The organism is Ensifer sp. Root142, from assembly GCF_001426785.1.
Lineage (GTDB): Bacteria > Pseudomonadota > Alphaproteobacteria > Rhizobiales > Rhizobiaceae > Ensifer > Ensifer canadensis.
Window position 1 is genome coordinate 32,977 of sequence record NZ_LMFK01000013.1, and the last position, 13,386, is coordinate 46,362.

Below are 13,386 nucleotides of genomic sequence, written 5' to 3' on the forward strand. Positions count from 1 at the left end.
CGAGCTCGATTACCGCTGTCCTGCCGTAACGCAGCGCTTCCTGAACATGGTGGCCAGGGCGAGGCCTGCCAATAGCAACGGCTTACATCATCTGGACCGACCTGGGAGCGGTTGGCGTCGCGATTCTCGGGATGATTGTTCGGCCAGCGAGTGAATCGCCTTCTGCTTCCATCAGTTTGATCGTCGTTGGGGTCGTCGGGGCGAGGTTATTCGTCTCGGCGTGAACTGGCCGCCTTCAATGATATCCGTGCTCGGCCCGTTTGAGTAGGGAACCAGAGGTCACGATTGGCGTTTGGGATTCAGCAAGGAGGAGGACATGGCGAAGATGAAAATCCCCAAGAAGGTCGCAGGCTATAAAGTGCCAAGGACCATTCGCAAGAATGCTCTTTTAAAAACCCTGCTGGCGAGCAATGCGGGGCGAGATGTACTTGCCAAGGCGTTGATCGCGGGTGCGGGTGCGGCTGCAGCCATCATGGTTGAGGAAAAGGACGAGATTTCGGACGCGGCCAAATCCGGAAAACGAAGGGGTCGCAGGGCTCTCGGGCTGCTTGGCCGGGCATTCCAGCAGGGATCAGATGCCGCGCTAGATGTTGTGCGGGAAACCGCAATGGCCGCGATCCCAAAAAAATACCGAAAGGCGAAGCGCGAAAACCCTCGCAAGGGCGTCGTCGTCCACTAGCGACAGCGCCGCCCCATTCCAGCCGGTTGGAACGGTTCGCTCGAAGCCGCACGGGCAAGGGGTTGGTCAAGCAGGCCAAAGCTGCCGCGGCGGCTAAAATTGTCAAAAAGCTGGTTCGTGAACATCCGTTGATAGCCGCTGATCTCGTGGTTGCTGGCCTCTCTCGCGCAGCGCGGGTCGGAATTGAAGAAGCCTGGGAAAGCGTAAAACCCGGACGACCGGCTGGCCGCAAATAGCATGATGACGAGGTGGGCGTCAGGCCGTCCAGTCAACATAGAAGCGTCGGTAACGAAATATGCCTCATTGTGTATTTGCTTTCGGCACCCTGAAGAAGGGCTTTCCATTTCATGAAAAGGGCGGTCTTTCCCAGGCGGAGTTTCTTGGTGCCCACCGAACCCGAGCGTGCTTCCGCTTGTCATCGCGGGGCCAAGGTTTGCGCCGATGATTCAACGAACCAGGGACGGGGCATCGCGTACGCGGTGAATTGTACCGCGTTGACGACCGGATCCTGGAAGTCCTCGATCGATTAGAGTCAATTGGTAAGCCCGGCAATTTCCGATTCCTCATTGAAGTTGAGCCGGACAAGGGCGGAATTCACTCTTGGGCTCTCGCCTATATGAAGATCCGTAGCCTCGCCGCTTCTCCTTCACTCGAACTACCTTGAGGTCTACGAAGACCGACGCTTTATTTGTCCGGAAGGCACGGTTAGCGGGCTTGGGAAATGCATCAGCGTTTAGACAAAGCTTCGCGCTTCTGTGGCGCGATCACCGCTGAGATTGTGGGGGAGCCATGTTGGATCAATTATGACCACGATCGCGATTGCAGAAAAGCGATTGGAAGTCCGCTCGCCGTTTGGATGGCGGCACCAGGTCAGGTTCGCCAGCGGTGTTCCCTCCACCTTCTCCAAAATACCTGGCGTGGAGAGATCGTTTTGCGCCGATCGCGGGACGTCCTCGGATGCGACGACGGACCTAACGATGAGATTTGGCTGACGATTGGATTTATGGACAATCCTGAGAGATTTGAGCCTCGCGCGCATGGATACTGGTGCATGAAGTTGCCCTGGTTCCAGCTGTCGGACACCCTCCCACGATACGACGCCTATACGCGCCGACGAGATAAGGCCGTGGCTATCCAAGGGACAGGTAGATCAACCAACTCTGGCCAATTGGAAGCGTTCTCTCGTGGCTGCTGATGGAACGAGGCTTGGGCGAGCATATGCTCGCCCAAGCCTTGCGATTTAGAAATCATAACGCATTACGATTTCGCCATCGATGATCTCCCCGGTGACCTGAAAACCGGCGTTCTCGTAGAGACGACGTGCGCGCTCGTTTTCGGGTTTTACACCGAGAACAATGCATGAGCAGTCAGGCAACTCCGCGAGCTTTTGGATGATTCTGGACAGGGCAGCACGGCCATATCCCATACCCTGAAAACGCGCGTCGATCATGAGGCGATAGACCCAGTAATTGCCGTCGTCTTCATCCAGGGCGTACATGGCAAACCCGACCGGCTCACCTTGTGCCCGGATGACGAGCGCCGTGCAAGCGGGGTTTTCGTCGGCTTCTTCCAACGAAGCGGCGTTGCTAGCCACATAGGAAAGTTCGTGAGAATGCGGCTGTAAGGCCAGCACGCAGGTGTGATCTTCCGGCTTGATCCTTTCAACGGTGACGATCGAGGTTGTGACTTGAATAGGGTTAGAGTCTTGCATGAAAGCACTTTCTCTGCGGCGCCTACAACAGCGCCAAGATATCGAGAGGATTGAACACGCGTAGCCGTCAGCCTCGGTAATTTCGGGGCTTTGCCAAATACGCGGTGCAGATGATGTGCTCGCTTGAGAAGCCTAGTGCAAACAGCCTAGATCGGAACCAGCGAGCGCTATTGTTTTGTTTGATTTAGGCATCGGGCCGCCTCCTCTGGTTGCTCTTTGGGGGAAGCGCACTTAAATCGATTTCTTGCGCGGACAGCAAGCTTATTTGACAACCGACGCCGGTAACCCAAGCTGCCACCCGCAGGCAAGAACGGGATCGACGCGGCGGCTGAAAGTAAGCGATCCCACCGGGTATGCCCTGATTTCTACGAGCCGAACCAGTGGAACTTCCATCCGTTTTCGGTGTTCTTCGGGAATGAGAACGATAGCCCAGACGGATACATCAGCTTTGCCGCAGGCTCGCGACATCTATACCCTCCACGAGTTCGCTGCCGTCTACGATCTTGGCATTGGGCGTGCGCACGAACTTTACGAGCGGTTCGGGCCAATGCGATCAAGACTCGACACATTGATGCTCGTAATAAGCCTGTCCAAAAACTGGAAATCGTAGCTAACTGCGCTTCCCCAACCCGGCCAATAGGTAACATGACCCTTCCGATGACGGCGAGAGGGAACCTTAACGGTCGTTCGCAGTTCGAGGAAAAGAAAGAAACCGGAGAAGGAGAAATCTGATGCCTCGTGGCGACAAATCCGCTTATACCGACAAGCAAAAGCGCAAGGCTGAGCATATCGAAGAAGGCTATGAGGACCACGGTGTTTCGAAGGACGAAGCGGAACGGCGGGCTTGGGCTACTGTAAACAAGGAAAGTGGCGGCGGCAACAAGTCCGGTTCTGGTCGCGGTCACGAGGAAAGTCATGCCTCGTCAGAGAAGGGCGGTAGAGAAGGCGGCAAAGCCTCGGCTGCAAGATCAAAGGAAGCGCGTTCAGCGTCCGCTAAAAAAGCGGCTGCGACCCGCAAGCGCAACGAGCAGCATACCCATCACTGAGCAACTCGAGCGATGAAGAAACTGCTGGCGCTCGATGAGAATTGGCGCGGCACGCCTAGCCTGCGTGCCCCGCCGATTTCCATTGAGATATCTCTATTCCAGTGCACAGCGGGCGCCAGCGTCAAACCGGTCTCGTCTATTGCTGCAGCAGTTCCAATAGCCGCTTTGCATTCTTGATAGCGTGGCCATCGCGATCGTTGTTGAAATAGGCCCAAACAGTTTTCGCGTTGCTTTTTCGGATGCGTTCAGCCCATACCGCCAATTCAGCGTCACTATAGTCATGCCGGTACCACTGCTTGACTCCATGAAAGCGTATATAAATATCATCGGTCGTTTGCACGAGCTCCTCGGGCAATCGAGGACCGCTGCAGGAGCAAAAAATGACCCCCGCGTTTCGGAAAGCGCTGAAAACCTCGGCGTTCCACCAGCTCTTGTGGCGGAATTCCAGAACGTTTCTCTGCCGAGGATCGAGCTGATCAATAATGGTGCGTAACATCTCGGGGGAGTAGCGAATGCTGGGAGGCAGTTGAAAAAGAAAGCAGCCCATCTTTGGGCCGAGCAGATCGGCAATGTAAGCGAAGTCCGCAATTAAGATGCGGGTATCATCAAACCGCTTTACGTGGGTGATGAGCTCGCAGACCTTTACCGTGTAAACGAACTTGGGATTCGCTTGGCGCAGCCAGGTCCTGACTGTCGCAAGTGTGGGCCAGGAATAGAACGGCGCGTTGAGTTCGACCGTGTCGAATTCCTGAGCGTAAATGGAGAACCATTCTTTCGAAGGTGCATCCGCCGGATAAAGCTTCCCTTTCCAGTGCCAGTAATACCAGCCGGAACAACCGATATGGAGGCCGTTCAATGGGGGCTGAACGGAATCCGAGCCGGCATTGCCCTCCCTGGCAAGACGGGCCGACTGCATTTTCCTCGCGCGCTCGACATTGGCAATCCGCTGCTTCTGCCTGCGCTCCGCACGCCGTGTTCGCCGTTTCTCAATTTCTTCAGGAGAGCGTTCCGCCACCGAATAACTCCACGTTTTCAGATGGCAATTCTCGAGTGCGATGTTTGTTCCTCTGGCCAGTTCGCAGAGTTGCTTCTTGGCAGAGCGACGCAGCTGTCCGCGCATCGGCGTCGTTGCGGTTGGCACACGATACGCGCAGCCGAGCGCCCCTGCCGTGTCACGCCGCTTCCGACATTCAATGGCATCGAGCATCGACTTCGAGAACTAACTCAAATTTTGGCCGGGCGTCGAACAAGGCTGCGGCGATTGCTGGGCAAGATCGGGCGCCGTGGGTCCATGAACGAATGCATCCGTCGCACAGTCCTGATGTTTATTTGCCGACCCGTGCGAACAAAAGCCGAAAGCAAGCGTTTCCCAATCGTACAGCAACTGGAGGAACCGCAAATGGACTGGGATCGCGTCGAGGGGAATTGGAAACAGTTTAAGGGAAAAGTAAAAGAACAGTGGGGCAAGTTGACCGATGACGACCTTGACCAAATCGCCGGCAAGCGCGACCAGCTTGAGGGCAAGATTCAAGAACGCTACGGTCTCGAAAAAGACCGCGTCCGCCAAGACGTAGACAATTGGTATGGACGTCAGGATTGGTGATCCTTGACCTGCCCCGCCTTGGGCGGGGCATTACTATGTCTAGTTCACCGACACGATGTCGAACGCACCAGGCTTCTGCCAAGCAACGCGACGGTCTCTTGCGTTCCATTAGGGAGTAGATGATGGATTTCCAGAACGTTGGGCGAGCCCGCCTGATGATCCGGTGGCCGCAACATAGCAAGCAGATTTCCGACGCCAATTTTCCAGCTTTTAATGATCTGATGGAAGCCTATGGTATCGCGGTTTTGAGCCGCGATGAGGTGCGCGGGCAGCGCAAGCCAGATCCAAAGATGTTAGAGGATTACGAAACGCTGTGCCAACAGCTGGAAGGCGATAGTCTTAAGATTCTGGCTGATGTAGCCAGGCATGATCCGTTAGCGGACCGTCGTGCATAATGTGAAGCGCATAGAGCGAGTACGAAACGCCAAGGGCATCGGATCCCTGAATCCGGGTCAACAGCTTTCGGAAGCTTGAAGAAGCCGGCGACACAACCGCCGATTTCCTTGCGGGCAGCTGCCAGCGCTCTCGGATTCTCTTGGTCTTTGAAGACGGTGCCGCGCACGTCATTATTTCATCCAGGCCCATCGGTGCCCATCCCGCGCTTTTGCGCTCGGACGTCATGTGCCAAATTCTCCGGGTTCAGTTCCCCAACCGGATGATCGGGTTCTCGCGAAGGCGGAAATCGACCGCTTTGTTTTTCTGGACACGAAATCGCCCCGTAAAGTCGAGCTCAACTACCGGAACGACAGAGCTCTGAGGACAACTAATCCTCGACCGGCAATTGCAGGCGCTGCTCAACTAAGAGAGATACGGCTCTGTGCCGATCGTTGCCAGTCACGGTGGTATTTCGTGCGGAACTCCGAGTTGCGGGCCAAGATCTATGCTATCATGTATGCCGGGTCCCAAGAGAGGGCGTACACGTGGGTAAGATATTGACCGAAACGTCAATGGCTTTGTCCCAGCAGATTGGTGAACGGCTCAGAGCGATTCGCCAAACTCGGGGGCTTTCCCAGCAAAGGGTCGCTGCTGCTGTCGGTCTGACGTTCCAGCAGCTTCAAAAGTATGAGCGCGGCACGAATCGCATCTCCGTGCCAACTCTGATTCAAGTCTGCACAGTATTGAATGCGCATCCAATGGAAGTCATCGGCGACTTTCCTCGTGAGGACGGCACCGCACCTCCAAACGTTTTGCTTCAGCGACTTGAGATTGCGGAAAGCAAATTGGCCCGAATGCAGAAGATCCTGGCTGAACGGAACTGAAACAAAGGCGCGGCCAGGAGATGCCCTCCCGCCGCTCGCTGCAGGGGGTCAACAACCCTCATCGCAAAGTCTTTTAATACCAGCGGCCGCGTCCGTAAAAGCCACCGGTCAGGACGAGAACAATCAGAACTATGATGAGCAATGTGGTGATATCCATTGAAACCTCCTTGGTGGAGTGTCCTGTCGCCATCGATCACAATAATCGATGATGCAAACTCCACTGGAATTTAACGCGTTTGACGTGTCTTCGTTCCGATTCCTGGGCCGACCAGAAACGGCTACGTTCGCCGCTGGGATCGCGTGATGCCGGCCCGGCAGCACTGGGCAATCTCGGCACGACGCATTTGCCGCCTCGAGGTTGGAGTTCTGGATCGCTCGCTATGCATTTCGCTTCGTTTGAAGTTCAGCCAGCATAATCTTGGCGAGATCGATGAACTGGCCACGCGGATATTTGGCCAAATATGCTTTGATCATTTCTGCATTGCCACTGTCGCGCACGGTTTCCCAGAAGGAGACTTCGATACCGGGGTCTGGTTCCCCAGAGCCACCCTGTTCGACGCGAGCGCTTGCCAGTTCAGCGAACTGGCCGTTCGGGAACCGCTGCAGATAAAGAAGATACTCGGCTGGGTCATCACTCTCCTGCACCGATGCCCAAAAGGCGATCTCTACGCTGCGCGCCTCATCATTGCTATCATTGTCCTGGGAGAATGCTTGTTCAACGGAAGAGAAGCCCTCCGGCGTCTCTGGGGGAAGCGGCTCCCAATTAAAACTTGGCTCTCCTCGCCGGTCGAATATAACGCGAAAGATGCGGAGAGGGCGGGCAATGTTTTTGATCCGGTGTTCTCCCATATCCTCGAAGGTAGCATCGACGCGATCGCGCAGGTGATCGCGTACACCCCTTGTAACGCAGATACCACCCACGTCCGCGAGGCTCTCCAGGCGGGCGGCGATATTGACGCCGTCGCCGAAGATGTCGCCGTCTTTCACCAGAACGTCGCCTATGTTTATTCCGATGCGAAAATTCATCTTTCGATCGTCTGCGAGATCTTGGTTGGCGCGCCACATCGCTTGCTGAATGGCTACAGCACAATTGAAAGCATGGAGGATCGAGGGAAACTCAGCCAATACACTGTCGCCAGCCGTTCCAAATATTTGACCGTGAGCTTTTTCAATGAGCCCATCAACCACAGCGCGATGTGACGTCAGCGTCGCGAGCGTCTGTTCTTCATCAGCGTTCATCAGTCGGGAATATCCCTCAACATCGGCCGCCAGAATGGCTGCGAGCTTTCTCTCAAGTGGCGGTGCTTCCATGCGAGCGGTCCGATCCAACGCCTTTTTTTCCTATGAGTCTATTATCTTCAACTGATGAGAATGTGCGTTTGTTCCCTCTTTGAGCGGGGCGCAAACCAAGGCTGTGTAGCGATATCCAGACATCGCATCTTTCGATTACCGCTTGTTCAAACGACGCTCTATTGATTAGCTGCGCAGGCTTAGCAGCGCGGATGCCAACGAAGGACAGACGCTCGCAGCGGCGGCGGAACATTTAACCCGCACGGGAGTTATGCAAACACCCAAGAATGTACATCTCTCCAAGGCCCCTGCCCCGGGGCCTATTTTTTGAGCTCGCAACGACGATCCTGGAATGAGGTGTGAGGCGAAATGAGAAATTGACCCCCCTATTGCCTCACCGCCTGATGTTACCGAGTGCTGCAGGGCCGACAGTGTCTGAATCACCCTCCCCATAGTAGCAGATGATAGGGGGCTCGTTATCTAGCCGCCATCGAGAATGACTAGCCCAGCAAGTTCCACCGGCCGCGCGGCGCTCCTGTAGCATCCCGAAGTTCGAGCGGCCGGCCCCGTCGAGTACAACGGCCTCGCCGCCGAGGATCATGGCCGTGGGCCAGTGCCTTTGCCGCCGTCTCTCGTCAGTCGCGGCCGCCATGGGTAAGGATGGCACGGTTCACTTCGATATGTGTCGCCCAGGCGGTATCCATCCCACTTGATTTCGAATGCCTAATCGGCAGCGTCCGGAACCCTTTTGGCAGACACAGCGAGGCAGGGCTCGACAAGCTCGGGCATGGGCTCAAATGGCATACGAGGCTGATCGGGGCGCACAGCTTGTGCGGCTGGCCTCGCAACGTCTTCAATGCCGTTGTAAAGCAGGCCTTGTCGAAAACCGTGGCCGGATACTTTAACCATAACCCATTAGGGGACGCCCCGCTCACCACAGTCACCATACATTAGCAAACGGAACAATGCCTTCTGACCCGCGTTTTAATTGCATAAGCGTTGGCGAAATGTGGAGGCAACCCAACGCGGAGTCCGGACGGTCTGGCTACCCTCTACCCCAAAGACCGTCTGGATCTCCCCCGCAATTTCACAGTTGAATCCCGCCTGCGCCGGCGCATACTCGAAGTGGGCTAACGTGGGCCTATTCAGCCCTGGGCTGGCTGGGATTAGGGCTATGAGCAAAGCGCTTGGATCTCGCACAGAGATGATAACGCCTTACGATTTCGAGAAAATAGACGGCGTCTTCCGGGAAATGGTTCAGGAAAGGAACCTCGCCTTTGATAGCGAAGAAGCAATCGCGCTCGCAGCGCGGCTGATCAGCCTTTTTCAAAGCGGCATTCACGATCAGGCTGCGCTGAAGCTGATGGCGAGCTAACTGAGAGCGTAGCCGACTCCACGCCGGGACACGTGGAAAAGAGCGGCCTTCTTTGGAAGTTCTGTGGCGTAAGAAGGCCGTAGCAATATCAGCAATACCTAAATATACAGCTAAATCTGACGATTGGCGAGAACAATCGCGTGCAAGGCGTTTCGGGCGGAGACGAACAAGCTCTCTTATTTACGCGTGTTCGCCTCGTTGAATAAGGGCGCCTCGAGCGGGTCGTCGGCACGCTTGTCCACTCGAGGTCACCCGCTCCAATCCTCGAAGGCGCGTAAGTCCAAGTCCACCCCGACCACGAATGGCACGTCCGCCCCGGCAACGGTAATAGATGTCTTGCCTTTCAGTTCATCATGCGCGGAACCGGGCCAGCACATGAACGCTCGTCTCTTCCGGGCACTTTCATAAAATCAACGATGAGGGGAACGACCAGCGCCCTGGTGTCGATCGTCAGTAGGGGGGCATTGCCGAGATGGTGCCGAAACTGCGGGCGAAGCATCGCCGCGCAAATCGTCAGACGAGGGTCCGGTGGAGCGGACGTTTAACTTGGGCCGCTGGTTCTATATTCAGATGGTCGACGCAACGGCCATCGCGTTATGAGAGACCAGCCTGCAAATGACGACTGCCTGAACCATTGGCCGGCTACCCCGGCCCTTCCCTTCCGCCATCATTAGGAGGCGGATCGGCAAGCTGCACTTTCAACCTCGGCAATTACGTCGCTGATTTCCCGCTCTGCTTTTTTCTCGATGCCTATGAACCGGTTCTCAGCATTTTGGCTCGTGAGAATGAGTTCATCCAGCTTCGCTTGAATTGCTTCATTGTCGCGATTTTGCGTGTTCTGCAACACGAAGACCATCAGAAACGTAATGATGGTAGTGCCCGTATTGATAACAAGCTGCCAGTTTTCGGAGAACCCGAAAAAAGGCCCGCTTACGGCCCACACAGCAATTAAAAGCACGGCCGCGACGAAGATAACAGGCTTCCCCGCCCAATGGGCAATCGTGTTGGCGAAGCGCGTGAACAAGTTTTCCATTGTTGCTTATCCGTTGTTGTAGTTTCCATCATTTCAACGGCTTAGATAGATCTTTGTTCCGGCCTGGCAGGGGCGCAGAGAAAGTGGCTCTGTTGGCCAAAAGTTGGTGCTTCATGTGTCGCAATCGCGCTGGATTGGCGACGCTGCGCGCGACGATCAAAGCTTTTCGAATTCAACGAGCCTGCGGTCGAGTCATACTGGATTGCAGCCGCCGACGTTGCGGCGATCCCAGATAGCAATCGGTCAAGGCACTGTACGTCAACTGAGCGTGATCCGGTGCGACCAGAATCCAGGCCGCTCTGGGTCTGCTGTTTGGTGAAGCGCCGCCGCACCGCTACGATCTGCGTAAGTCGTCTCTGCTCAGCCGCAATGAGACGGAGCCCGGGTTAGGTCACCGCTGCCTATTTTCAGTGTCCAATTGCTCAATCGGGGCCGTGAGATGCTTTCCGTTCTAGCTGCGGCCAAAAAATTGTAACTGGGGCATATTTGATGGCACGGCAGAGATTGCGATGCTCTTGAAATTACCTATTGTTGTCGTGGAACACCGTTATGAGGCTAATGCTGATATGCGCGTTTTCGTTCTGCTGATGGGCTTGCCTGGCGTCGGGAAGCTGACAATTGCTAAAGAACTAAGCACCCTCGTTTCTGCAAAAGTCATCGATAACCATTGGTTCAACAATCCGATATTCCGCCTCCTGGACGATGACGGGATTACGCCCCTCCCGAACGGGATATCGGAATACACTGGAAGAATCCGACAGGTAGTTCTGGACGCGATTGTGGCCTACAGCCCCACTTCGGCAAGCTTCATCTTCACGCAGGCCCTTGTCGAAGGCAATCAAGGCAGTATTCGCACGTTTGAACAGATAGCCGGCGCGGCGCAGCAAAGTGCGGCGCCGCTCATTCCCATAAGATTGCTTTGCGATGAGGACGAGTTGGCGCGCCGTGTTTCCACTCCCACACGTCGTGAGCAACTAAAGTCGATTGACGCAATAGCCTCCAGACAGAGAAGCAGAAAAGCTCGGGTCTTCGATCCCCAACACCCGTTTGCCTCGGATTTGGACGTCACTTCGAAATCAGCGAAGGCCAGTGCAGCGGCGATCCAGCAACATGTTATCCGAGTGATTGCCGGTGATTTTGGCCCACCTCGAACGAGAGGTTTCGTTACCTAGAATTACGATTGGTTCTCCCGGTATTGTCCACGACCAGTCCCGACATGTGTGCATAAGTCTCTGCTTTGGACCACCTGAAGCCACGGAGGCTTCGATAGCCGCGGCGATGGCCAAGTTATTCCGCCGCGTCACCAAGCGGCAAAGACGTTGGGCTGGAGCGCCTCGATGACAAGGCGGTCGCCCGCCTCCGCGGCCCTGGCCGCCGGCCTGCATGGCGACCTCAGTGAGAACGAGCCTGCGGCCAAATTCTCCGGTCATTCGTTGCGCGCGGCCGGCCCCCTCGGGCGAGGTTGAGCGTCATGTGCAAAAGCTGATCGGCCATGCGAGCGCGGATATGATCCGCAAATCCCAGCGCCGACGCGACGGATTTAGGTTCAATTTGACGAAGGCCGCGGGGCTGTAGGGACCTTATCCCGCCAGCATACGTGCGAGCATATTTCTGATGTGGTCCTGCGCACCGTAGAAGATAGCCGCTATAATAATTGTGCGGCTATGTTCTACCGGTAGAAACCAAATAGCCCTGTTGTCCCGCCGAAGAAACCGCATCTCGGGATCAATATCGGGCCGCAGCGTCCCGATATAGGGCGTATCGACGAGGCGATCGATTTCGACACGCAAATTGCGGATCCGTTCAGCGGTACGCTCCACAGCCTCGCCAGGCGGGTCCCCGAGTTCGACATAGGCGTCGAACAGATGATCGAAGATCAACTCGAAATCGCGTTCGGCATCTTTAGAATATTCAAGAGCCCACACGAACAACCCGTCGCTTCCGCTCGATCATTGCCGCGACGCGGCTTTCCATTTCCGTCGCAGAAATCATCGGTCCGTTCAATCGCCGCTGGAGCAATTCCCGAAGCGCTGCCGTTTCAACGGCCTCAGTTTCCGTCTTTTGCCGAAGCAGTTCGAGGCCCTGCTGAAGAACGGAACTCATGCTGGAATACCGGCCGCTCTCAACCAGCGAACGGGCAAACGCATCCTGCTGGTCGGTCAGCGAGATCGACGATTTGACACTCATCGGTTCAACTCCTTTGAGCTTAACTTGCTACTCAGTAGCACATTTGTCAATCTACGAGATGATCCGTTAGGGCGACAAAGTCAGGGATGTCGGACCGGATCGCCTCGATGGCAAGGAGGTGGCGCACCTGGTCGAGCGAACCGTGATTGCCGCCGTCGCGGGTGGCGACGCCGCCGAGACCGAGCGAGGACTTGAATTCTTTGGCCACTGGCTGCCCGCGGGTCCAGCGTTTCGACGGGTTGACGAGCGATATGTGCAAAAGCATCGGCGGCACGCTGAAAAAGGACGCAGCAAATATCGCGCCGACGCGACCGCTGCCACACCAATCTCACGAAGGCGTCGGGGCTTTGAGAGCCCTCCCCTGCTCCCGGCGCGAAACGTTAGGTCAAAATTCAGATCGGGTTTTCAGCTTGGCGCTTCAATAGAAATCGGAAGAAGCACAAACCCACTGAAGTAACACCGCAAATTCCCCAAACGGAAGTTAATTACCAGTAAGGTTCCCTCATTCATGTGCACGTCTTTACTCGCCTCATAATTGCCTGCTCACTTTTGAGCGTGAAATGGACTATTTCCGTTGGCCAGCCCGCATCGGCCGCGTCGTTGTTTCTAAGCGCCTGCGCTCTCGTCCGGATTGTTTTTCTCGAAAACAGACACTACCAACCCGCCTTTCAGCTCTTCTGAAGATCCAACGGCACCGTCGTCACACTGGTCGGCCTAATGACGAGCCGCCGCCAACCAGCTTGCTCCACACATACGCGCATCATGCGTTTACGAAATCCGGCCATCGGCGATACGTGGGCTCGATCGCTTAGCACAAGCTGCATACGTCCCTATAAAGGAGAGCCTAACGTCGCGGCGCGATTACAATCGTGATTGGACATTCGCCAAGACAAGCGTAACGCTTTGAGGACGGAAATGGCTGGCGCCGGTCGTCTGAATGGAGGCGAACATGAGGCACCAAACACGCGAGCAATTACCGGTAGTAGCGCAGGTCGAACAGGGGCCTGCAGCAAATGACCCTTTCTCGCAACGACCGCTTGGAGCGCTGGGCGGGACTTCTTGAGCAGAAGCCGCAGCAGCTACTCTCCACGCCGCCCGAAATCGAGTATCAGCCGTCTCGTCTGCGCGACAAAATGCGTTGCGATAACTCGCCATCTCGGTTGCGTCCGAAGACCCCGTTTTGCGCTCGGCCGGGTTGAAAAA

The 13,386-nt window shown here is 55.8% G+C and carries 15 protein-coding genes and 1 pseudogene; 9 read left to right on the plus strand and 7 right to left on the minus strand.

Going from position 1 to position 13,386, the window contains the following annotated elements; genetic code table 11:
• The first annotated feature begins 316 nt into the window (after window positions 1–316).
• The gene (locus ASD52_RS17025) at window positions 317–679 is read left to right on the plus strand and encodes a hypothetical protein (protein ID WP_057224891.1); all 363 of its coding nucleotides are present in this window, start codon (window positions 317–319) and stop codon (window positions 677–679) included.
• 484 nt (window positions 680–1,163) lie between these two features.
• Window positions 1,164–1,343, plus strand: coding sequence for a hypothetical protein (locus tag ASD52_RS40040; RefSeq protein WP_244497474.1), 180 nt, complete (start codon window positions 1,164–1,166; stop codon window positions 1,341–1,343).
• Between the two features lie 576 nt (window positions 1,344–1,919).
• Here the strand turns inward: ASD52_RS40040 and ASD52_RS17035 are convergent.
• A complete protein-coding gene (locus ASD52_RS17035) occupies window positions 1,920–2,390 on the minus strand; it encodes a GNAT family N-acetyltransferase (RefSeq protein ID WP_057224895.1) in 471 nt (156 codons plus the stop codon).
• 731 nt (window positions 2,391–3,121) lie between these two features.
• Here ASD52_RS17035 and ASD52_RS17045 point away from each other — a divergent pair.
• A complete protein-coding gene (locus ASD52_RS17045; protein WP_057224898.1) occupies window positions 3,122–3,436 on the plus strand; it encodes a hypothetical protein in 315 nt (104 codons plus the stop codon).
• 136 nt (window positions 3,437–3,572) lie between these two features.
• On the opposite strand, the gene ASD52_RS17050 is transcribed toward ASD52_RS17045, so the two are convergent.
• Window positions 3,573–4,451 carry a DUF72 domain-containing protein gene (locus tag ASD52_RS17050; protein WP_057224968.1) on the minus strand — a complete coding sequence of 293 codons (879 nt, stop codon included), beginning with the start codon at window positions 4,449–4,451 and terminating at the stop codon, window positions 3,573–3,575.
• A 384-nt stretch (window positions 4,452–4,835) separates the two neighbouring features.
• On the opposite strand from ASD52_RS17050, the gene ASD52_RS17055 reads away from it, so the two are divergent.
• The 3 genes from ASD52_RS17055 to ASD52_RS17065 all read left to right on the plus strand — a co-directional run bounded on the left by ASD52_RS17055 (window position 4,836) and on the right by ASD52_RS17065 (window position 6,298).
• Window positions 4,836–5,039 (plus strand): CsbD family protein, encoded by a 204-nt coding sequence (locus ASD52_RS17055; protein ID WP_057224899.1) that lies wholly within the window; start codon window positions 4,836–4,838, stop codon window positions 5,037–5,039.
• A 122-nt stretch (window positions 5,040–5,161) separates the two neighbouring features.
• Complete coding sequence (locus tag ASD52_RS17060; RefSeq protein WP_057224901.1) at window positions 5,162–5,434, plus strand: hypothetical protein; 273 nt, start codon at window positions 5,162–5,164, stop codon at window positions 5,432–5,434.
• Between the two features lie 525 nt (window positions 5,435–5,959).
• The gene (locus tag ASD52_RS17065; protein WP_200954046.1) at window positions 5,960–6,298 is read left to right on the plus strand and encodes a helix-turn-helix transcriptional regulator; all 339 of its coding nucleotides are present in this window, start codon (window positions 5,960–5,962) and stop codon (window positions 6,296–6,298) included.
• Window positions 6,299–6,676: 378 nt separating this feature from the next.
• Here ASD52_RS17065 and ASD52_RS17070 read toward each other — a convergent pair whose 3' ends face one another.
• On the minus strand, window positions 6,677–7,609 hold the full coding sequence (locus ASD52_RS17070; protein ID WP_057224904.1) for an adenylate/guanylate cyclase domain-containing protein: 933 nt from the start codon (window positions 7,607–7,609) through the stop codon (window positions 6,677–6,679).
• A gap of 1,153 nt (window positions 7,610–8,762) precedes the next feature.
• Here ASD52_RS17070 and ASD52_RS38500 point away from each other — a divergent pair.
• Window positions 8,763–8,963 (plus strand): hypothetical protein, encoded by a 201-nt coding sequence (locus ASD52_RS38500; protein ID WP_156612985.1) that lies wholly within the window; start codon window positions 8,763–8,765, stop codon window positions 8,961–8,963.
• A 670-nt stretch (window positions 8,964–9,633) separates the two neighbouring features.
• Here ASD52_RS38500 and ASD52_RS17075 read toward each other — a convergent pair.
• Complete coding sequence (locus tag ASD52_RS17075; protein ID WP_082571828.1) at window positions 9,634–9,996, minus strand: low affinity iron permease family protein; 363 nt, start codon at window positions 9,994–9,996, stop codon at window positions 9,634–9,636.
• Window positions 9,997–10,562: 566 nt separating this feature from the next.
• Here ASD52_RS17075 and ASD52_RS17080 point away from each other — a divergent pair.
• Window positions 10,563–11,168, plus strand: a complete 606-nt coding sequence (locus ASD52_RS17080; protein ID WP_057224970.1) for an AAA family ATPase — start codon at window positions 10,563–10,565, stop codon at window positions 11,166–11,168.
• Window positions 11,169–11,305: 137 nt separating this feature from the next.
• Window positions 11,306–11,571 (plus strand): annotated as a pseudogene (locus ASD52_RS40045) (integrase); the annotation flags it as partial.
• A 5-nt stretch (window positions 11,572–11,576) separates the two neighbouring features.
• Here ASD52_RS40045 and ASD52_RS17085 read toward each other — a convergent pair.
• The 3 genes from ASD52_RS17085 to ASD52_RS17095 are packed head-to-tail and all read right to left on the minus strand — an operon-like array spanning window position 11,577 to window position 12,448.
• Window positions 11,577–11,927, minus strand: coding sequence for a type II toxin-antitoxin system RelE/ParE family toxin (locus ASD52_RS17085; RefSeq protein ID WP_156612986.1), 351 nt, complete (start codon window positions 11,925–11,927; stop codon window positions 11,577–11,579).
• The gene (locus ASD52_RS17090; protein ID WP_057224905.1) at window positions 11,908–12,183 is read right to left on the minus strand and encodes a type II toxin-antitoxin system ParD family antitoxin; all 276 of its coding nucleotides are present in this window, start codon (window positions 12,181–12,183) and stop codon (window positions 11,908–11,910) included. Before ASD52_RS17090 ends, ASD52_RS17085 begins: the two co-directional genes overlap by 20 nt.
• 46 nt (window positions 12,184–12,229) lie before the next feature.
• Entirely contained in the window at window positions 12,230–12,448 is a 219-nt protein-coding gene (locus ASD52_RS17095) for a hypothetical protein (protein WP_057224907.1), read from the minus strand.
• Between the last annotated feature and the right edge of the window lie 938 nt (window positions 12,449–13,386).

What these genes read in the sequence shown, in the direction of transcription:
- ASD52_RS17025 (WP_057224891.1), top strand. Translation starts at nt 317, where the DNA reads ATGGCGAAGATGAAAATCCCCAAGAAGGTCGCAGGCTATAAAGTGCCA.
- ASD52_RS17035 (WP_057224895.1), bottom strand. Translation starts at nt 2,390, where the DNA reads ATGCAAGACTCTAACCCTATTCAAGTCACAACCTCGATCGTCACCGTT.
- ASD52_RS17045 (WP_057224898.1), top strand. Translation starts at nt 3,122, where the DNA reads ATGCCTCGTGGCGACAAATCCGCTTATACCGACAAGCAAAAGCGCAAG.
- ASD52_RS17055 (WP_057224899.1), top strand. Translation starts at nt 4,836, where the DNA reads ATGGACTGGGATCGCGTCGAGGGGAATTGGAAACAGTTTAAGGGAAAA.
- ASD52_RS17060 (WP_057224901.1), top strand. Translation starts at nt 5,162, where the DNA reads ATGGATTTCCAGAACGTTGGGCGAGCCCGCCTGATGATCCGGTGGCCG.
- ASD52_RS17070 (WP_057224904.1), bottom strand. Translation starts at nt 7,609, where the DNA reads ATGGAAGCACCGCCACTTGAGAGAAAGCTCGCAGCCATTCTGGCGGCC.
- ASD52_RS38500 (WP_156612985.1), top strand. Translation starts at nt 8,763, where the DNA reads ATGAGCAAAGCGCTTGGATCTCGCACAGAGATGATAACGCCTTACGAT.
- ASD52_RS17075 (WP_082571828.1), bottom strand. Translation starts at nt 9,996, where the DNA reads ATGGAAAACTTGTTCACGCGCTTCGCCAACACGATTGCCCATTGGGCG.
- ASD52_RS17080 (WP_057224970.1), top strand. Translation starts at nt 10,563, where the DNA reads ATGCGCGTTTTCGTTCTGCTGATGGGCTTGCCTGGCGTCGGGAAGCTG.
- ASD52_RS17090 (WP_057224905.1), bottom strand. Translation starts at nt 12,183, where the DNA reads ATGAGTGTCAAATCGTCGATCTCGCTGACCGACCAGCAGGATGCGTTT.
- ASD52_RS17095 (WP_057224907.1), bottom strand. Translation starts at nt 12,448, where the DNA reads ATGCTTTTGCACATATCGCTCGTCAACCCGTCGAAACGCTGGACCCGC.